Origin of the sequence: Agrobacterium sp. NPDC090273 (assembly GCF_044772305.1) — a bacterium.
GTDB lineage: Bacteria > Pseudomonadota > Alphaproteobacteria > Rhizobiales > Rhizobiaceae > Agrobacterium.
This window is the reverse complement of record NZ_JBIVYN010000004.1, coordinates 66810-84232: the sequence shown is the minus strand read 5'-3', so window position 1 is coordinate 84232 and position 17423 is coordinate 66810. Positions and strand designations below refer to the sequence as shown.

Sequence of the window (17423 nt, the reverse complement as noted above, 5' to 3'; positions counted from 1 at the left end):
AAATTCTACCGTCCAGAATAGCGTGTTTAATGTCCGGCAAGTAGTAAAATTATTTGGAAAAATTGTCTCGTAAATCGCCGCACATCGGAATTTTTTCTCCGATAGCGCGGTGGCGGCGGCCCGTTTCGGCCGTCCGCCACTCTTTTCGTCAGATGGCAGTCTTGTTCGCCACCTTCAGCGCGAAGGCATATTCGAAGGCTATTTCTTCAAGCCGCTGGAAACGGCCGGATTTACCGCCATGGCCCGCTGCCATATTGGTCTTGAGCAGGATCGGGGCGCTGCCAACGGTTTTTTCGCGCAGCTTCGCCACCCACTTTGTCGGTTCCCAATAGGTGACGCGTGGATCGGTCAGACCGGAAATGGCAAGGATCGGCGGATAGGGCTTCGCAGCGACATTGTCATACGGCGAATAGGCGGCGATCCACTGATATTCCTCTTCCGACTCCAGCGGGTTGCCCCATTCGGGCCACTCCGGCGGTGTCAGCGGAAGGGTGTCGTCCAGCATTGTGGTGAGAACGTCCACGAAGGGCACTGCGGCGATAATGCCCGCGAATTTCTCCGGTGCCATGTTGGCGATGGCGCCCATCAGCATGCCGCCTGCCGAACCACCCTCGGCAATAATACCGGCATAGGCGGTGAAACCTTCCTGTACCAGATAATCCGCAGCCGCGATGAAGTCCTTGAAGGTGTTCTGCTTGTGCTCCATCTTGCCGGTCTCATACCATTCGAAACCCTTTTCCTTGCCGCCGCGAATATGCGCGATCGCATAAACGAAACCGCGATCTGCCAGCGACAGATTGTTGGTGCTGAAGGAGGCGGGAATGGTGATGCCATAGGCGCCATAACCGTAGAGCAGGCAAGGTGCCGAGCCGTCGAGCGGGGTGTCTTTGCGATAGAGCAGAGACACCGGCACCAGCGCACCGTCATGCGATGTGGCCATGACGCGTCGCGTCACATAGTCATCCGGGTTATGGCCCGAAGGCACTTCCTGGGTTTTCAGAAGCGTGCGCTCACGTGTCACCATGTTGTAGTCGAAGAGTTGCGACGGCGTCGTCATCGAGGAGTAGGAGAAACGGATGACGTCGGTATCGTATTCCGCCGCGCCGTGCAGGCCAAGCGAATAGGCTTCTTCAGCAAAAGCAATGGAATGTTCTTCACCGCTCTGACGATCGCGGATGATGATGCGTGGCAGGCCGTCGCGGCGTTCCAGCCAGATCAGGTGACGAGCATAGGCATCGACGGAAAGAATGAGGCGGCCTGCTTCATGCGGAACGACTTCCTTCCAGCTTTCCTTGCCGGGGGCAGTGATCGGCGCCTCCATGATCCGGAAATCCTTGGCATCGCCATCATTGGTCAGAATGAAAAAGACGTCACCGCCTTCAGCCATCGAATATTCGATGCCCTCTTCGCGCTCCGCCACGATCTTCGGTTCTGCAAGAAGGTCTTTCGTGGAGAGAAGACGATATTCGCTTGTCTCATGGTCGTGGATATCGATGAAGATGAAGTCATCGAGCACCGAGGCACCCACGCCCATGAAGAAGCCTGGATCTTTCTCTTCGTAAACCAGACGGTCGGCTGACTGCGGTTCGCCGATAATATGGTGGAAGACCTTGGAAGGGCGATGATTTTCGTCCTGCAGCGTATAGAAAAAGCTCTTGCCATCGGGTGCCCAGGCACCACCGCCACCGGTGTTTTCGATGACGTCGGTCAGGTCTTGACCTGTTGCCAGATCGCGGATGCGCAGCGTGAAATATTCCGAGCCCTTGTCGTCGTAGCTCCAGATGCCGCGATTGTGATCGGTCGACTGGTCGAGGCCACCAAGACGGAAATAGTCCTTCCCCTCGGCTTCCTTGTCACCATCAAGCAGAATGTGCTTCTCGCCCCCGTCGCGCGGGGTGCGGAAATAATGCGGCTGCTCGCCGCCGGTAACGAACAGCGTTCCGTAGGCATAGGGGCCATCATTGACCGGGACGGAGGAATCGTCCTGCTTGATGCGTCCCTTCATCTCCTCGAACAGCTTTTCCTGCAGCGGCTTCGTATCGCCCATTGCCGCTTCCATATAGGCATTTTCCGCTTCCAGATGGGCGCGGATGGCCGGGTCCAGAAGGCTGGGGTCCTTGAACATCGCCTGCCAGTTGTCAGCCCGGAACCAGGCATAGTCGTCAGTACGGGTAATGCCGTGATGCGTGTCGCTGACCGGCTTTTTTTCAGCGATCGGCGCGGCGGGCAGGTTCTTGAAAATCGACAAGGGAAACTCGCTTTCGTAACAAAAATCAGTCTGCGTTGGCCAAGATGTAGAGTGCGCCTCAAGGCCGATCAAGTTTCAAATCTCCACAGGCCTTTGGAGTGGTGGGCACATTTTCGTCAGTTTTCGATCACATTTTGGCAATATGCGGCAAACAAGGCCTCTCGGGTCGCCGTGAGTCGAAAGAAGAAACGAAAGAATCTGACTGAACCCATGCGAACGCTTTTCCCACTTGTCTTCTCTACCGTGTTTGCCTCCCTGTCTGTTTTGTCCCCAGCCTTTGCAATCGACGCCAGCGTCATGCGCCAGTTGAACAAACTTGCGCCGGAGGAGCGTCTTGAGCAGCGCTGCGATATCGAGGCGATGGAACGCATCGCCACGGAACAGAAAGGCATGCGGCCGGACAAGGTAATCGCCTACACCTTCGGCGATCCGCAGGTTGGCAAGAACTCGATAAAGGCGCCGGGTGCCGCGTTCAGGAGTTCTGGGGAATGGTACAAGCTGAAATACAAGTGCCAGCTCAAGTCTGATTCTCTCAGCATCCAGTCTTTCGACTACCGCGTCGGTGACAAGATTCCCGAGGGACAGTGGAAGAAGTTGTATCTTTATGACTGACCGCTGATATTTTCACGACTACCGGTTTTTGTTGGCCGCTTCGCTTGTCGGGGCGGTCTTTGACTTGTACCCCTTGTTCGGAAGCGAATGCGAGGGGAAGCAGCATGCCATCACGGTTCAAGGGACTTTCGGCATTTCCGATCACGCCGGCCGACGAAAACGGTCGTGTTGACGTCGAGGCGTTTTCGGCGTTGCTGGAACGTCTTGCTGCCGCCGAAGTCGATTCCGTTGGCATTCTCGGCAGCACCGGCAGTTACATGTATCTGTCTCGGGAAGAAAAGCGCCGTGCAGTGGAGACTGCGGCCTCCGTCCTCAAGGGTAAGCGTACGCTGATGGCGGGTGTTGGCGCGTTGCGAACGGATGAGGCCGTGACGCTGGCGAAGGATGCCGAGGCCGCCGGGGCTGACGCCCTTTTGCTAGCGCCGGTGTCCTATACACCGCTGACGCAGGAAGAGGCCTATCATCACTTTGCAGCGGTTGCGGGAGCGACTGCGTTGCCACTGGCGATCTATAACAATCCAGGCACCACGCGTTTCCTATTCAGCGACGAACTCCTGGTTCGTCTTGCCTATATCCCGAACATTCGTGCCATCAAGATGCCGTTGCCGGCCGATCAGGATTTCGCCGCAGAACTTGAGCGGTTACGGCCGAAACTGCCTGACGATTTTGCCATCGGTTATAGCGGCGACTGGGGCTGTGCTGCGGCTACTCTTGCGGGTGGTGACGCCTGGTACAGCGTTGTTGCCGGTTTGCTGCCCGTTCCAGCCCTGAAGCTGATGCGTGCTGCGCAAGCTGGCAACGTCGATGAGGTGCAGCCGGTCGATGCGGCGTTCCAGCCCTTGTGGACGCTGTTCAAGGAGTTTGGCAGCTTCCGGGTTGTTTATGCGGCCGCAAATCTGATGTCGGTAACCTTGATGGAGCCGCCACGTCCGATCCTGCCACTCACCAGCGCGGAACGTCAGCGGGTTGAAGAGGCGTTGAACGTGCTGTCTGGCCTGGAAGATTTGCCATAATTCAGGCGCTTTGCGGTCCGATGCCGATACCGCCTCTTTCTGGAATACAATCATGTCCCGCCGCCTTCTCATTGCCGCCCTGCTTTTTTCAGCCTCGACATCTGCTTACGCCGGTTCCGGCCTGGTCGAGCCGACGCTGAAAATGACACCGCATCGCGACGGCGCCGTGCATGTGGCGATCACGCTCGATGCCTGCATGGGCAAGACCGATCACCGTATTCTGGATACCTTGGTCAATGAAAAAATACCGGCGACGATCTTCGTCACCGCACGCTGGCTCAAGCACAATGCGGATGCGCTGGCTGTAATGCAGTCGCATCCGGATCTGTTTGAAATCGAAAACCACGGCGAGAACCATGTTCCTGCCGTCGACAAACCGGTTTCGATCTATGGCATAGCTGCGGCCGGTTCGGCTGAGGCCGTCAAGCAGGAAGTGGAGGGCGGCCGCCTGGCCATCGTTGCCGCAACCGGCATACAGCCTCAGTGGTTCCGAGGCGCAACCGCCAAATACACGGCATCGTCGATGGCTGAAATCAACCGCCTGGGCATGCGCGTCGCGGGGTACTCGGTCAATGGCGATGGCGGCTCGCTGCTGGGTGCTGCCGCAACTGCAAAACATATTGCGTCCGCCAGAGATGGAGATGTCATTATCTCGCATATCAACCAGCCGACCCATGAGGCGGGTGAGGGCGTTGTGAAGGGTCTGTTGGCTTTGAAAGCCCGCGGCGTGATCTTTACACGGCTGGATGATCCGGCCTTCGCTCCACCCGGTAACTGACACTTCAGGGACGCGTGACGGTTCCCACATCGATGCCCGTTTTTCGGCGGCATGTCGTTTCGATTTGCGCTAGCATCCTCTCATGTTGTTCAAACGCCCCGACACCGAAACCCTGTATTCTGCCCTTGTGAACAAGGACCCCGCCTATGAGGGCGTGGCCTATGTCTGTGTCACCTCGACGAAGATCTTCTGTCGTTTCACCTGCACAGCGCGCAAGCCGAAGCCGGAAAACTGCCTGTTTCAGGATAACATTGCGCAGTGCCTGGAGGCTGGCTTCCGCCCCTGCAAGCGGTGCAAGCCGATGCTGGCTTACGGCTCGGCCGATGCCACAGTCACCGATCTGTTGACTGCGCTTGAAAAAGAACCGCAGCGTCGTTGGCGCGAGGAAGATGTCTCTGACATGGGTTATGATACCTCGACGGTACGCCGGGTATTCAAGCGCCGTTTCGGCATGAGCTTCCTTGAGATCGCACGATTGCGCCGGGTGGGTGACGCGGCGACAAGCCTCGCATCAGGCGATGCTGTGATCGGCGCGCAGCTTGACGCCGGATATGAATCAGGCAGCGGTTTCCGCTCGGCAATCAACCAGTTTTTCGGCACGTCGCCGGCTGCACTCAAGGGCAAGGCATTTTTGAAAGGCGACTGGATCGAAACGCCGATCGGCCCAATGCTGGCGGTGGCCGACGACCACGCGCTGCATCTCCTTGAATTCGCCGACAGGCCAGCACTGCCCGCGGAACTCAAGCGGCTGACTGCGCGAACCGGCGCGGATATGGTTCTAGGTCGCACACCTGTCACCGATGCGATCGGCCAGGAACTTGACGCATACTTTGCCGGGAGGTTGACGACGTTTGAAACGCGCCTTGCTGGTCACGGCACACCTTTTGAGCGAACGGTCTGGGATGAGTTGCGGAGAATTCCATCCGGTGCAATTGCCAGCTATTCGGCAATTGCCGAACGACTGGAAAAGCCATCCGCCTTCCGCGCCGTGGCCCGTGCCAATGGTGCAAACCAGATTGCCATCGTCATTCCGTGCCACCGTGTCCTCGGCGCAGATGGCAGCCTGACCGGATATGGCGGCGGATTATGGCGCAAGAAATGGCTGCTTGAGCACGAGCGCCGTGTCGTGGAGAAAGAGGCCGTTGCTCTGGCCTCCTGAATCACATCAATCCGGCAGGTGCGGTACGATCCGGCGTGACGGAAACAGGTCGCGGCTCACCGTCATGGCGATCAGTGAAAGCGGCAGCGCCAGCATGGCGCCAGCCGCGCCCCACATCCACGTCCAGAAGATAATCATCACGAAGACGAGGAAGGGATTGATCTCCATGTTGCGGCCCACCACCGCCGGAAAGGCGAGGTTTTCCATCAGCAGGTGAATGGTGAAGAAGATGGCTGCAGGGAGCAGGGCGAAGAAAAGATTGTCGTGGGTGATGATGCCGGCGACAGTCAGCGCTATGGTCATGGCCGTGATGCCGAGAAATGGCACGAAGCTGGAGAGAAAGGCAAACAGCCCCCACAACAGCGGCATGGCCAGTCCACCGAAATAGGCAATCACCACCATCGTCACGCCAAGCCCCGCGTAGATCAGCGCCGCCGTGGCAAAATAAGTGCCGAGCACTTCCTCGATAGAGGCAATCACCCGGATGGTCCTAAGCCGCTGGTGGCGGGCCGGAAAGGCCATGATGAGGGCCTTGCGCAGGCGCGTGCGGCTGTAGAGAAACATCAAAAGTGCGGCGAAGAAAATCAGTCCTTGTATGATCGCTGGAGTGACGTTGGCGCCAAGTACGGAAATGATTTCGCCACTTCTCGCCAGCAGCGATTCCATCGACATCGACCCCATGCTGAAGGTCGCGGCCGAAATGTTCAGCCAACTCAGTCGCTGCAGATAAGGGAGAAAGCGATCGATGCTGCGTTCGATGAGGGCTGGACCTTCCGATGCAAGCAACGACAGCGGGTCAACAAGGGAATTGATGACGAAGAAGATAACGGCCGCCACCAGTGTCGAGAGGATAAGCGCGACACCGGAACCCGGAATACCGTACGAACCGAGTTTTTCAGCCGCAATACCAAGGATCATGCCAACGACGATCGCCATGACGACCGGAATGAGGATCAGCGAAAGTTCGTGAATGATCGCCATCATCATGATGATGAAGATGCCGATGATTGACCAGGCAACGGCCACATCCAGAGCCTCGCGACCGAGAGGTTGCTGGCTTCGTGCGTCGTCGCGTTTTGACGTCGCTTGCGGCATGTCGGGTTTCACACCCGGGATAGATGCCGCGACACCATGGCCGGGCTTGGCATTTTCATTCATCAAACGGTCCCCCAAATCAGGACAAAAACGTTCGAGGAATGTGCAGGTTCCGAGGCGACGCAAATTTTGCGGCGCCTCGGCAAAACATTAGGCCGAAAGCTTGAGGCTGATGCCCCAGGGGTCGCGGATCGCGATACCGTCGCTCTGGCGTTCCGTTGCGATCTCCAGCCGGTCGAGCGCTGCAATTGCGTTATCCAGGCTTCCCTGCTCGTTGAATTTCAAGGAGTAACCGGAGAGCCCGGTCATGTTTGCCTTGCGCGCCTGCGCGCCCCGGCTGTTCCAGATATTCGCAGCAACATGGTGGTGATAGGCACCCGAACCGAAGAAGCTGGCGCCGGGATAGCGGGCCATGATCTTTAGGCCGAGAACGTCCTGATAGAACGCGTCAGCTTGTGGAATATTGCCGACCTGCAAATGGATATGGCCGATTGCCGTACCTTCGGGAGCGCCTTCCCATGCCGTTTTCGGTGCGCTGTTATAGAGCTCCTGGAGGTTGAGCCCGAGGGTTGCCATCTCCACTGTGCCGTCCTGTTGGTAGTTCCACTCCATTGGCGCGCGGTCGCGATAGACCTCGATGCCATTGCCTTCGGGATCGGCGAGATAGATGGCTTCACTGACAAGGTGATCAGATGCGCCTTGAAGCTGAACGTTGTTATGCGCTGCATTCGCCAGCCAATGAGCCAGGTCCTTTCGGCTGGGCAACAGGAAAGCGGTATGGAACAGGCCGGCTGCATTGCGTGGTGCCCGCTCCGCGGTATCGGAGGTTTCAAGTGTCAACAGTGGTTGACCATGCGCGCCCAGAATTTCGCCGCTCGGGCTCCGTTCAAGCACGGAAAGACCGATCATTTTCTGGTAGAAATCGGAGACGCGTGGCAAATCGTGCACGACCAGATGGGCCTGCCCCACATAGGCTGGTCGCGTCAGGGCGAATTGTTTGATTTCACTCATCATAATCTCCATATTGATTGTGACGCACTGACGATGCGAGTTTTTCTCCCGGGTCACGGAACGCCGCTTCGCGGCGATTGTTGATAGGGAATATGAAGGCTTTTCGTCGTTCAGCAAAGATCGCCGTTTGGCGATTGACCGTCCATTATTTGTTGACAATACCCCTTCACGACTTTGACTTCGATCAAGGCGCGGAGGGCACCGCTAGGGAAGTATGAACTGGTCCGATAACTGAAACGGCGCATTTCGCCGAAAGAAGGAGACACCATGTATAAGAAGATCATCGTAGCCGTCGATTTGAGCGCCATCGAAAAAGGCGAGAAAATCCTCGACAAGGCCAAGTCGCTTCTCGATGTCGACGGCGAGATTGTTCTCATAAATGTTGTCGAGGAACTGCCCGGCTATCTGGCTGTCGATCTTCCCGTCGACCTGATCGAGAATGCGCTCAAGGACGCCAAGGCGAAACTTGCCGCCCTGAAAGCAAAGGTATCCTTCCAGGGCAAGGAAGAGATCAGAAGCGGCGCGCCGGCACGCGAGATCATTGCCGCTGCCGCAGACCACAAGGCCGATCTTATCATCATTGCCTCGCACACACCGGACTTCAGCAATTATTTCATCGGCGCGACTGCTGATCGCGTTGTCCGTCATGCGAAATGCTCGGTGCTGGTTGATCGTTGAACGTGCCGTGAAAACGGGGCTGTGGTCGACATCGTCCACAGCCTGCCGGAGGAAAAACAGATGAACGTTGAGACCTACGAAAAAATTCTGCGCGACCGCCAGCGTGAACTCTATCGACGCCTTCACCGGATCGAGGCTGATTTCGAAGAGCCACGCAACCCCGACGACGAAGACCGGGCCGTTGAGCGCAATAATGACGAAGTGCTGGACGAACTCGGCCAGGTGGGGCAGGACGAACTGCGCGCCATAGACGCCGCCCTCGACCGTGTTGCTCAAGGCACGTTCGGCAAATGCGTCAGATGCGGCAAGCAGATTTCCGAAGACCGGCTGAAAGCCGTGCCCTATACGCCTTTCTGCCAGAAGTGTGCATCCGAGCTCTGACAGACGTGTGACTTCCGCTTTTGCAACAATTGTGAACGCAATTTGATTGCGGTTAACCGGCCGTTGTCTTGTTCCCGTCGAATATTGCCGTCATGCTTCAACAAAAGCAGGCAGACGGGAACAGACTATGAGTGACGTTTGGCGGTTCGGACGCCAGTATGATTTTCACGAGATTGTCGCCGATGGCATTGTCCACGGCGTTGGCATCGTTTTTGCGCTGATTGGCGCAACGGCGCTGATTTTCTATGCGACCGTTTGGGACAGTGTGAGCGCCATTGCCGCTGCCTGGATTTATGGTCTTGGGCTCGTTGCCTGTCTCTCGGTTTCCTTCACCTATAACATCTGGCCGCACTCCCAAGTGAAATGGGTTTTAAGGCGCTTTGATCATTCGGCTATCTTCGTTTTGATCGCCGCGACCTACACGCCGTTTTTGCAACGCGGCATCCACGAGCCGCTGATCGCCGTAACGCTGGCGCTGATCTGGCTTGCGGCTATTGGTGGCGTGTTGCTCAAGTGTCTTTACCCCGGCCGCTACGACAAGGTTGCCATCCTGCTTTATCTCGGCATGGGCTGGAGCGGTGTCATGGTGGCGGAGCCGCTGTCGACACACCTTGCTCCCGTCACGCTATGGCTGATCGTTATTGGTGGCATCATCTATTCGCTCGGCGTCATTTTTCACGTCTGGGAAAAATTGCGGTTCCAGAACGCCATCTGGCATGGGTTCGTGGTCTCTGCTGCCATGGTGCACTATGTAGCGGTGCTGACATCCTTCTCCATCGCGCCGGTCATTTCCTGATGGCGACGCAAAACGTCTGCTGGACAGTTGTCCCGTACGTCGCCTAAACCATGTTTCGGCCTGCCGTGACCATACGCAGGATCAGGGCTTTATGGCCCGGAAGCAAAAGGGCGGACGGATAATGACGGTTGAATTGCGTGACGCGACGGTAGACGATCTCTCCAGCATCATGGAGATCTATAACGACGCGGTGTTGAACACGACGGCGATCTGGAACGAAACGCTGGTCGATCTCGAAAACCGCAAGGAGTGGTTTGCAGCACGCAAGTCGCGCGGTTTTCCGGTGGTTGTCGCGATCCTTGATGGCAAGGTTGCCGGTTATGCGTCCTACGGCGACTGGCGTGCATTCGACGGTTATCGCCACACCCGTGAGCATTCGGTTTATGTGCACAAGGATGCCCGCGGCCACGGCATCGGCAAACGTCTGATGCAGGCAGTTATCGATCATGCATCAGGCAATGACGTTCATGTGCTGATTGCGGCAATCGAAGCGGAGAACATGGCGTCCATCCGTTTGCACGAAAGCCTTGGCTTCCGCGTAGTCGGTCGTTTTTCGGAAGTTGGCACCAAGTTTGGCCGCTGGCTGGACCTCACCTGCATGGAACTGAAACTTTAAGAGCAGATCGCCTGTAGCATGCCGGATTGGCTCCGGCATGCTGGAGAGAAATTCGTAAACCGTTATATTGCTTCGAACACCATCGAATGGCCGTTGATGCAATAGCGAAGGCCTGTCGGGGGCGGGCCGTCGGGGAAGACATGCCCCAGGTGCCCACCACAATTGGCGCAACGGATTTCAGTCCGCACCATGCCATAGCTCGCATCCCGGTGCTCTGTCACAGCATCCGGTTTTACCGGCTCGAAATAGCTCGGCCAGCCGCAACCCGCATCGAATTTGGTGTCAGACAGGAAGAGCGGCTCGTCGCAGGCGGCACAGCGATAAAGACCCTTTTCAAAGCTGTTCCAGTAAGGGCCGGTAAAGGCGCGCTCCGTGCCGTGTTCACGCAGGATGTGATATTGCTCGGGCGTCAATTGTTCGCGCCAATCGGCATCCGTCTTGTTCACTTTGGGGGATTTGAGATCGCTCATGGAATGATCCTTTCTGTTCTCGCCAGAAATAGGCATTCGGACGGCAAGTTGAAAGAGGGGGAAGACACAACGCCACTCATAACGAACGCGTTATGGCGGCTTGTTGGAACCGATTTGGGTTGAGGTGGTACGTCCTTTGCCTTAACTGGGACATTCGATTTTAAGGGAGTCGCCAGAGACTGGCGCGGTGGGTCGAATCTGAGGTTGGATTGTGCTGCTGGCGGCGATCTCACCGACAATCAGGTTCGAATATGCCACCGGGAACATGAACTTGTTAGTGGTCCTTGAGATTTCGAGATTTGCTCTCGCGCAGGCTGCGAATGGATGCAAATGTCGAAGCTGGATCACAGGGGCCGGGAGATACAATGACCGAAAATGTCACGTCGCTGACATTCATTTCGCTATTTCTGCCATTTCTGGCGGCGCTTGCTGCGCCTGCTCTTGTTCGCAAGGTGGGCCACAACGCGGCATGGATATTGGCGATAGCGCCTGCATTGGCTTTCCTGAACTTCGTCGGAATGCTGCCGGAGATTGCCGCGGGCGGCGTCGTGACCGGCGGCTATAGCTGGGTCCCGAGCTTCAATCTCAGTTTTTCCTGGTTCATCGACGGTCTGTCGCTCACCTTCGCGCTGCTGATTACCGGTATCGGCCTGCTGATCGTGCTTTATGCGGGTGGTTACATGAAAGGCCATCCGCAGCAGGGTCGGTTCTTGTCTTTCCTGCTGCTGTTCATGGGCGCGATGCTTGGCGTCGTGGTTTCTGACAGTCTGATGATGCTGTTCGTCTATTGGGAACTGACCTCGATTACATCGTTCCTGTTGATCGGCTTCGATCATGAACGTGCTGCCTCCCGTCGCGCCGCTCTTCAGGCGCTTGTCGTCACCGGGGGCGGCGGTCTGCTTTTGCTCGCCGGTCTGATCTTCATTTGGAACATCAGCGGCGTAACGCAACTGTCGATCCTGGTGCATGGGGGCGACGTCCTGCGCGAAAGCCCCTTCTATCTGGCTGCGCTGCTTTTGATCCTCGGCGGCGCTTTCACCAAATCTGCACAATTTCCATTCCATTTCTGGCTACCCAACGCCATGGAAGCGCCAACACCGGTTTCGGCCTATCTGCATTCGGCAACCATGGTGAAGGCGGGCGTTTACTTGCTGATGCGCCTCAACCCGGTGCTTGGTGATACGGCCGCCTGGCAAATCCTTCTGCCTTTCTTCGGTGGCCTGACGATGCTGGTCGGTGCGTTGCTTGCGGTGCGCCAGACTGATCTCAAGCTGATGCTGGCTTACACCACGGTCTCGTCGCTTGGCCTTCTCGTCATGCTGACAGGTTTCGGGTCGGAACACGCCATCGAAGCAGCGGTGCTCTATCTCGTGGCGCATTCGCTGTTCAAAGGTGCGTTGTTCATGGTTGCCGGTATCATCGACCACGAAACGGGAACCCGCGACGTGAGGAGGCTCGGTGGTTTGCGCAAGGCAATGCCGATTACCTTTGCTGCCGCGCTGGGCGCTGCCATTTCCATGGCGGGACTGCCGCCGTTTTTTGGCTTTCTCGCCAAGGAAGAGATTTATTACGCACTAGCCCACGGTGATCCACGCAGTGTGCTGTTTACCGGTGTTGCCATTCTTGGCAATGCGCTGATGTTTGCTGTGGCTTTCGCGGTAGCCCTCAAGCCTTTCCTCGGCAAGCCGGTAAAAACCCCGAAACACGCCCATGAAGGTCCGGTTCTGCTATGGCTCGGGCCCGCGCTCCTGGCAGTCAAGGGACTGGTTATCGCTCTGTTTTCGGGCATCGCACATTTTTATATTTCGACGCCGATGGCGAGTGCCATCGCTGCCAAACCGCGTGAGGTCGATATCTCGCTCATCCCACACATTGGTGTGCCGCTTGGTCTGTCGCTGCTGACCATTGCGGCAGGCATACTGATTTTTTCGAAACTGGATGCAATGCGCGGTCTGGTGGCCCGCTCGCTCGAAGCCATCGGCCCCGGGCCGGACAGAGGTTTCGACGCTTTTATCTCTGCACTCTTAAAACTGTCGTTTCATGTGACACGGTTCCTGCAGCCGGGCCGGCTGGAATTCTATGTCACCGCGACATTCGCGGTGGTGGCGGCTGCTTTGCTGGTGCCGCTTTTCGTGTATGGCGAGCTTCCGGCCATGCCGGCTTGGCCGCATGACATTCTCATCCATGAACTGACATTCGTGGTGATTGCTGTGGCCGGTCTTGTTGCCGTCCTGACAGCGTCGAGCCGCCTGACGGCAATCATTGCGCTTGGCATTCAGGGGTTTGCGGTCGCCGTGATCTTTCTGCTGTTTGGCGCACCGGATCTGTCTTTCACGCAGTTCATGGTCGAGACGCTGTCCGTCGTTATCCTCACGCTCGTGATGACGCGATTGCGTCTGTCGCTTTCCGATCATCGCGGTCTTGGCCAGAAGCTGCTCGACAGCAGTATTGCCATTGCCTGCGGAACGGGCTTCGCGCTGTTTCTGCTACGCGCCACGCAAGCGAGTTTCGACAACCGCCTGACCGATTTCTATAACGCCTATTCCAAGATCATCGCTCACGGCGCCAATGTCGTGAACGTCATCATCGTCGACTTCCGTGGAACGGATACGTTGGGCGAGATCGCAGTGGTGATGATTACCGGTCTTGCTATTCTTGCCCTGATCCGCATCCGCCCGGCTGCCGCGATACCAGGCAAAACGAAAAAGACCTCGAAGAAGGGAGCACGCGCATGAACACGTTGATCCTGCGCACCGTCGCACCCGTCATTACAAGCCTCATGGGGCTGTTTTCGATCTTCGTGCTGTTGCGCGGTCACAATGAACCGGGCGGCGGTTTTATCGGTGGGCTGATCGCCGTGTCAGCGCTGGCAATCTATGGCATTGCCTATGGCGTTGTCGCGGTCAGACGCGCGATCATCTTCCATCCGCTGTCGATTGCCGGTGCAGGGCTGCTTCTATCGCTGCTTTCAGGTGTCATTTCGATTGTCGCTGGTGTTCCCTTCATGACTGGTCTGTGGATTTACCCGGAAGTGTTCGGCGTCGAGATTCCGCTTTCGACCGTCATGTCGTTCGATATCGGCGTCTACCTTGTCGTGGTAGGCGCAATCACCTCCATTGCGCTGGCTTTGGAAGAAAGGGAGAGCGACTGATGGAAGCGATCTTCTCTATTCTCGTCGGCATTTTCTTTTCGGTGGCGATCTACCTAATGCTGTCGCGCCACAGCATCCGTATCCTGCTGGGAATTGCGGTTCTCGGCAATGCTGTGAACCTTCTGCTGTTCACGGCCGGAAGGCTGACGCGCGAAGTACCGCCAATCATTCCGGCTGGAATGGACACCTTGCCCGCAGGCACGGCCAATCCTTTGCCACAGGCATTGATCCTGACGGCTATCGTCATTTCCTTTTCGTTCTTCTGCTTCCTTCTCGTCCTTACCTGGCGCGCTTTCCAGGAGTTGAACACCGACGATACGGATGAGATGCGCACCGCAGAACCCGCAGGCGAGCCCTTGCCGCCGCTCGGCTATTGAGCAAGGCAGGGTAATAAAAAGATGGCTTCACCGACGACCACTGTCATTTCCGATCTTTCCGTCGCGCTCGTTCTCGACAAGGTGCCGCTTGCCGACTGGCTCGTCATCCTGCCGATCGCGCTTTGCATCGGCACGGGTGCCGTGCTGATGATGTTGCGAAAATCCATTCGCCTGCATGCGACGATCGCCATTTCATCTCTCGGCCTTCTGGTCTTCCTGAATGCGGCGCTGTTGCGCAAAGTTGTTTTCGACGGCCCATTCACTATGGTCATGGGACGCTGGCTGCCGCCCTTCGGCATTGCTTTCACTGCCGATCTCACAGGCGCGCTTCTGGCGCTGGCCGCCTCCATTGTAGCCTTTGCTGCTGCCATCCATGCCAGCGTCGATATCGACAATAGCGGCCGACGCTATGGGTTTTTTCCGTTCCTGATGTTGCTGATGGCGGGCGTCAACGGCGCCTTTCTCACCGGCGACATCTTCAATCTCTATGTCTGGTTCGAGGTGCTGCTGATCTCGTCTTTCGGCCTGATCGTGCTCGGTTCGACGCGTGAGCAGATCGATGGCGCGCTGAAATACGCCATCCTGAACCTCATCGGCACAACGCTGTTCCTGATCTCTGTTGGTTATCTCTACGCCATATTCGGTACGCTCAACATGGCCGATATCGCGCTCAAGGCCACCGAGTTGCGCGCCACGGCGCCGCTGATGACACTGGCCACCCTGTTCGCGCTCGCCTTTGCGATGAAGGCTGCGGCCTTCCCGGTGAATTTCTGGCTGCCTGCTTCCTACCATACACCACGTATCGTCGTGTCGGCGCTGTTCGGTGGTCTGCTGACCAAGGTCGGCATCTATTCGCTGCTGCGCGTCATGGTCATGTTGTTCCCCGTGGAGCGGGAGGAACTCAGCCTGGTCATCGCCATTTCCGCCGTTCTGACCATGGTGCTTGGCGCGATGGGAGCGCTCGCCCAGAACGATATTCGCCGTATGCTCGGCTACATCGTCATTTCGGGCATCGGCTACATGATGGCGGGTGTGGCGATAGGCACGCCGGCCGGCGTCGGTGGTGCGATCTTCTACGCATTGCATTCAGTCGTGCTGATGACCGCGCTTTATCTTGTTGCCGGTCATGCCGCCCGTCTGGGCGGTGGCTGGACGTTGACGGCATTGGGTGGCCTTTATAAGCGTGCGCCCTGGTTCTCTGCCGCGGCACTGGCGCTATTCTTTGCCGGTTCTGGTCTGCCGCCATTTTCAGGTTTCTGGCCGAAGGCCGTCCTGGTGAAATCCGCGCTCGATATTGGAGCGTGGTGGCTTGCAGCCGGCATCCTCCTGTCCGGCTTTATCGCCACCATTGCCTTTGGGCGGGTGTTCATTCTGTGCTTCTGGCGTCCGCAAACCGTGGAAGCGCCCGTTCCGTCAATACCCCCGCCCAAACCGCCATCCTTCGCACCGGTGGTGATCCTGACCGCGCTCGTCGTGTTCTTCGGGTTGTTCCCGCAAACACTCCTGGACCTCAGCCAGCAGGCGGCGGAGGGGCTCGGTAATCCGGCGCGCTATATCCAGTCCGTCTTCCCACAGGGGGGCAATCCATGAGCCTCTACGTTGTCCAACTGCTGTTCGTGATTGTCTGGCTTGCCGTGACTGGCAGCCTGACCCTGGCGAATATCCTTTTCGGCCTCGTCGTATCGACGCTGGCACTCGGCCTGATCCGCCACCAGATCCCTGGTGGCAGCAATTACTGGATCAGGCTGGTGCGTGTTCTGTCGCTGGTCATACTATTCTTCAAGGAACTGGCGCTGTCCGCATGGAAGGTCGCCGTCATGGTGGTCAAGCCGAAGCTGGACGTAAAACCCGGTATCTTTGCCTATCCGCTGACGGTGACGAGCGATTTCGAAATCACGCTTCTTGCCAATCTCATCACTCTGACACCCGGAACGCTTTCCGTTGACGTCTCTGATGACCGAAAGACGCTTTTTGTTCACGCGATCGACTGTGCTGATATCGAGGCGACCAAAAACGACATCAGAAACGGTTTCGAAAAGAAAATCATGGAGGCGTTTCACTGATGACGCCCGAACTGCTTGTTTCCTATACGACGATCCTGGCTTCCGGCCTTTTGTCCGTTGCCTTTCTCGCGACGGTCTATCGGGTCGTTGTCGGGCCGACGCTACCTGACCGCATCATCGCGCTCGATATGCTCGTGGGTATCGCCATCGGTTTCATCGCTGTCATCGCCATCCGCACCGGCTTCAATCTCTATGTGGATATCGCCATTGCGCTTGGACTGGTCGGCTTTCTGGCAACGGTCGCCTTTGCGCGTTTCGTTCTGTCACGTGGCCCGGACGGAAGACGTCGCAGCAACACACCGCTCGACGGGGAAAAGACACCCGACAAGTCCACGAAGGCGAGTGACATCGGAACTGGCGCGAACGGGCGTAGCAAGCCGAAGGGCAACACGGCAAGGGGCAGAAACTGATGGACTGGATTATCGCTGTTCTGGTGGTTGTTCTGATGATGTTGGGCGCTGCCTTTTCGCTGATCGCCGCGATTGGCATCAACAGGCTGCCAGACCTCTATACGCGCATGCACGCAGCTTCGAAGGCCGGCACTGTCGGCTCGGGACTGCTGCTTCTGGCTGTCGGCATCCACTCCATGGAGCTTTCAACTCTGGCGCGATCTTTGGCGGGTTTTCTTTTCTTTGTTCTGACAGCACCAGTTTCGGCACATCTTCTTGCAATGGCGGCGCATAAGGCAGGTTATTTGCTTGATAAGAACTCGGTTGTCGATGATTTAAAGAAAATGCAAAGTTGAATTTACCCCAAATAATCAGGGGTACTTATTTTTAATTATACTACGGGTGATTATTTTATTACCCGTTATTTTTTGTATTGCAGTTAGACTGTTTTGAACTGGAAAAGCAGTAAATAGCAATTTGACTTTCGTTGTTTTAATGTTATCCAAAACAAGTGTAAGATTGCTGATCGCGATTTGCATTTGATCTTTTCATAGTCAGCTTAGGCATTTTATTGATGGCTAAACTG

The 17423-nt window shown here is 56.8% G+C and carries 19 protein-coding genes; 15 read left to right on the top strand and 4 right to left on the bottom strand.

Going from position 1 to position 17423, the window contains the following annotated elements:
* Positions 1 to 148: 148 nt before the first annotated feature.
* The gene (locus ACIQT8_RS12405; protein ID WP_400965575.1) at positions 149 to 2248 is read right to left on the bottom strand and encodes a S9 family peptidase; all 2100 of its coding nucleotides are present in this window, start codon (positions 2246 to 2248) and stop codon (positions 149 to 151) included.
* 210 nt (positions 2249 to 2458) lie between these two features.
* On the opposite strand from ACIQT8_RS12405, the gene ACIQT8_RS12400 reads away from it, so the two are divergent.
* The 4 genes from ACIQT8_RS12400 to ACIQT8_RS12385 all read left to right on the top strand — a co-directional run bounded on the left by ACIQT8_RS12400 (position 2459) and on the right by ACIQT8_RS12385 (position 5810).
* Positions 2459 to 2860 carry a DUF930 domain-containing protein gene (locus tag ACIQT8_RS12400; RefSeq protein WP_400966346.1) on the top strand — a complete coding sequence of 134 codons (402 nt, stop codon included), beginning with the start codon at positions 2459 to 2461 and terminating at the stop codon, positions 2858 to 2860.
* Between the two features lie 104 nt (positions 2861 to 2964).
* A complete protein-coding gene (locus tag ACIQT8_RS12395; protein ID WP_400965572.1) occupies positions 2965 to 3873 on the top strand; it encodes a dihydrodipicolinate synthase family protein in 909 nt (302 codons plus the stop codon).
* Between the two features lie 52 nt (positions 3874 to 3925).
* Positions 3926 to 4651 carry a polysaccharide deacetylase family protein gene (locus tag ACIQT8_RS12390; RefSeq protein WP_262524978.1) on the top strand — a complete coding sequence of 242 codons (726 nt, stop codon included), beginning with the start codon at positions 3926 to 3928 and terminating at the stop codon, positions 4649 to 4651.
* 82 nt (positions 4652 to 4733) lie between these two features.
* Positions 4734 to 5810, top strand: a complete 1077-nt coding sequence (locus ACIQT8_RS12385) for a bifunctional transcriptional activator/DNA repair enzyme AdaA (RefSeq protein WP_400965568.1) — start codon at positions 4734 to 4736, stop codon at positions 5808 to 5810.
* Between the two features lie 6 nt (positions 5811 to 5816).
* Here the strand turns inward: ACIQT8_RS12385 and ACIQT8_RS12380 are convergent, their stop codons facing one another.
* Entirely contained in the window at positions 5817 to 6968 is a 1152-nt protein-coding gene (locus tag ACIQT8_RS12380; protein WP_138794856.1) for an AI-2E family transporter, read from the bottom strand.
* 87 nt (positions 6969 to 7055) lie between these two features.
* Positions 7056 to 7916 (bottom strand): VOC family protein, encoded by an 861-nt coding sequence (locus ACIQT8_RS12375; protein WP_400965565.1) that lies wholly within the window; start codon positions 7914 to 7916, stop codon positions 7056 to 7058.
* Between the two features lie 267 nt (positions 7917 to 8183).
* Between ACIQT8_RS12375 and ACIQT8_RS12370 the strand changes: the two genes are divergently transcribed.
* The 4 genes from ACIQT8_RS12370 (at position 8184) to ACIQT8_RS12355 (ending at position 10387) form a co-directional block, all read left to right on the top strand.
* Positions 8184 to 8594 (top strand): universal stress protein, encoded by a 411-nt coding sequence (locus tag ACIQT8_RS12370; RefSeq protein WP_138794858.1) that lies wholly within the window; start codon positions 8184 to 8186, stop codon positions 8592 to 8594.
* Between the two features lie 60 nt (positions 8595 to 8654).
* Positions 8655 to 8975: a TraR/DksA C4-type zinc finger protein gene (locus ACIQT8_RS12365; protein WP_138794859.1), complete on the top strand. Its 321-nt coding sequence runs from the start codon at positions 8655 to 8657 to the stop codon at positions 8973 to 8975.
* 127 nt (positions 8976 to 9102) lie between these two features.
* Complete coding sequence (locus ACIQT8_RS12360; RefSeq protein WP_138794860.1) at positions 9103 to 9771, top strand: hemolysin III family protein; 669 nt, start codon at positions 9103 to 9105, stop codon at positions 9769 to 9771.
* A 121-nt stretch (positions 9772 to 9892) separates the two neighbouring features.
* The gene (locus ACIQT8_RS12355) at positions 9893 to 10387 is read left to right on the top strand and encodes a GNAT family N-acetyltransferase (RefSeq protein WP_262524992.1); all 495 of its coding nucleotides are present in this window, start codon (positions 9893 to 9895) and stop codon (positions 10385 to 10387) included.
* A 62-nt stretch (positions 10388 to 10449) separates the two neighbouring features.
* Here the strand turns inward: ACIQT8_RS12355 and msrB are convergent, their stop codons facing one another.
* Positions 10450 to 10857, bottom strand: coding sequence for a peptide-methionine (R)-S-oxide reductase MsrB (msrB, locus tag ACIQT8_RS12350; RefSeq protein ID WP_400965560.1), 408 nt, complete (start codon positions 10855 to 10857; stop codon positions 10450 to 10452).
* 365 nt (positions 10858 to 11222) lie between these two features.
* Between msrB and ACIQT8_RS12345 the strand changes: the two genes are divergently transcribed.
* The 7 genes from ACIQT8_RS12345 to mnhG are packed head-to-tail and all read left to right on the top strand — an operon-like array spanning position 11223 to position 17193.
* Positions 11223 to 13592: a putative monovalent cation/H+ antiporter subunit A gene (locus ACIQT8_RS12345; protein ID WP_400965557.1), complete on the top strand. Its 2370-nt coding sequence runs from the start codon at positions 11223 to 11225 to the stop codon at positions 13590 to 13592.
* Positions 13589 to 14008, top strand: coding sequence for a Na(+)/H(+) antiporter subunit B (locus ACIQT8_RS12340; protein ID WP_400965554.1), 420 nt, complete (start codon positions 13589 to 13591; stop codon positions 14006 to 14008). Before ACIQT8_RS12345 ends, ACIQT8_RS12340 begins: the two co-directional genes overlap by 4 nt.
* Complete coding sequence (locus ACIQT8_RS12335) at positions 14008 to 14385, top strand: Na+/H+ antiporter subunit C (RefSeq protein WP_138794865.1); 378 nt, start codon at positions 14008 to 14010, stop codon at positions 14383 to 14385. Before ACIQT8_RS12340 ends, ACIQT8_RS12335 begins: the two co-directional genes overlap by 1 nt.
* Positions 14386 to 14406: 21 nt before the next feature.
* Positions 14407 to 15975 (top strand): Na+/H+ antiporter subunit D, encoded by a 1569-nt coding sequence (locus ACIQT8_RS12330; protein ID WP_400965550.1) that lies wholly within the window; start codon positions 14407 to 14409, stop codon positions 15973 to 15975.
* Positions 15972 to 16448, top strand: coding sequence for a Na+/H+ antiporter subunit E (locus tag ACIQT8_RS12325; protein ID WP_138794867.1), 477 nt, complete (start codon positions 15972 to 15974; stop codon positions 16446 to 16448). Before ACIQT8_RS12330 ends, ACIQT8_RS12325 begins: the two co-directional genes overlap by 4 nt.
* Entirely contained in the window at positions 16448 to 16858 is a 411-nt protein-coding gene (locus ACIQT8_RS12320; RefSeq protein ID WP_400965547.1) for a cation:proton antiporter, read from the top strand. The genes ACIQT8_RS12325 and ACIQT8_RS12320 overlap by 1 nt, the downstream gene beginning before the upstream one ends.
* Entirely contained in the window at positions 16855 to 17193 is a 339-nt protein-coding gene (gene mnhG, locus ACIQT8_RS12315) for a monovalent cation/H(+) antiporter subunit G (protein ID WP_400966343.1), read from the top strand. The genes ACIQT8_RS12320 and mnhG overlap by 4 nt, the downstream gene beginning before the upstream one ends.
* Positions 17194 to 17423: the final 230 nt, after the last annotated feature.

Coding starts and splice junctions, on each gene's coding strand:
- ACIQT8_RS12400 (WP_400966346.1), top strand. CDS start 2,459: ATGCGAACGCTTTTCCCACTTGTCTTCTCTACCGTGTTTGCCTCCCTG.
- ACIQT8_RS12395 (WP_400965572.1), top strand. CDS start 2,965: ATGCCATCACGGTTCAAGGGACTTTCGGCATTTCCGATCACGCCGGCC.
- ACIQT8_RS12390 (WP_262524978.1), top strand. CDS start 3,926: ATGTCCCGCCGCCTTCTCATTGCCGCCCTGCTTTTTTCAGCCTCGACA.
- ACIQT8_RS12385 (WP_400965568.1), top strand. CDS start 4,734: ATGTTGTTCAAACGCCCCGACACCGAAACCCTGTATTCTGCCCTTGTG.
- ACIQT8_RS12380 (WP_138794856.1), bottom strand. CDS start 6,968: ATGAATGAAAATGCCAAGCCCGGCCATGGTGTCGCGGCATCTATCCCG.
- ACIQT8_RS12375 (WP_400965565.1), bottom strand. CDS start 7,916: ATGAGTGAAATCAAACAATTCGCCCTGACGCGACCAGCCTATGTGGGG.
- ACIQT8_RS12370 (WP_138794858.1), top strand. CDS start 8,184: ATGTATAAGAAGATCATCGTAGCCGTCGATTTGAGCGCCATCGAAAAA.
- ACIQT8_RS12365 (WP_138794859.1), top strand. CDS start 8,655: ATGAACGTTGAGACCTACGAAAAAATTCTGCGCGACCGCCAGCGTGAA.
- ACIQT8_RS12360 (WP_138794860.1), top strand. CDS start 9,103: ATGAGTGACGTTTGGCGGTTCGGACGCCAGTATGATTTTCACGAGATT.
- ACIQT8_RS12355 (WP_262524992.1), top strand. CDS start 9,893: ATGACGGTTGAATTGCGTGACGCGACGGTAGACGATCTCTCCAGCATC.
- msrB (WP_400965560.1), bottom strand. CDS start 10,857: ATGAGCGATCTCAAATCCCCCAAAGTGAACAAGACGGATGCCGATTGG.
- ACIQT8_RS12345 (WP_400965557.1), top strand. CDS start 11,223: ATGACCGAAAATGTCACGTCGCTGACATTCATTTCGCTATTTCTGCCA.
- ACIQT8_RS12340 (WP_400965554.1), top strand. CDS start 13,589: ATGAACACGTTGATCCTGCGCACCGTCGCACCCGTCATTACAAGCCTC.
- ACIQT8_RS12335 (WP_138794865.1), top strand. CDS start 14,008: ATGGAAGCGATCTTCTCTATTCTCGTCGGCATTTTCTTTTCGGTGGCG.
- ACIQT8_RS12330 (WP_400965550.1), top strand. CDS start 14,407: ATGGCTTCACCGACGACCACTGTCATTTCCGATCTTTCCGTCGCGCTC.
- ACIQT8_RS12325 (WP_138794867.1), top strand. CDS start 15,972: ATGAGCCTCTACGTTGTCCAACTGCTGTTCGTGATTGTCTGGCTTGCC.
- ACIQT8_RS12320 (WP_400965547.1), top strand. CDS start 16,448: ATGACGCCCGAACTGCTTGTTTCCTATACGACGATCCTGGCTTCCGGC.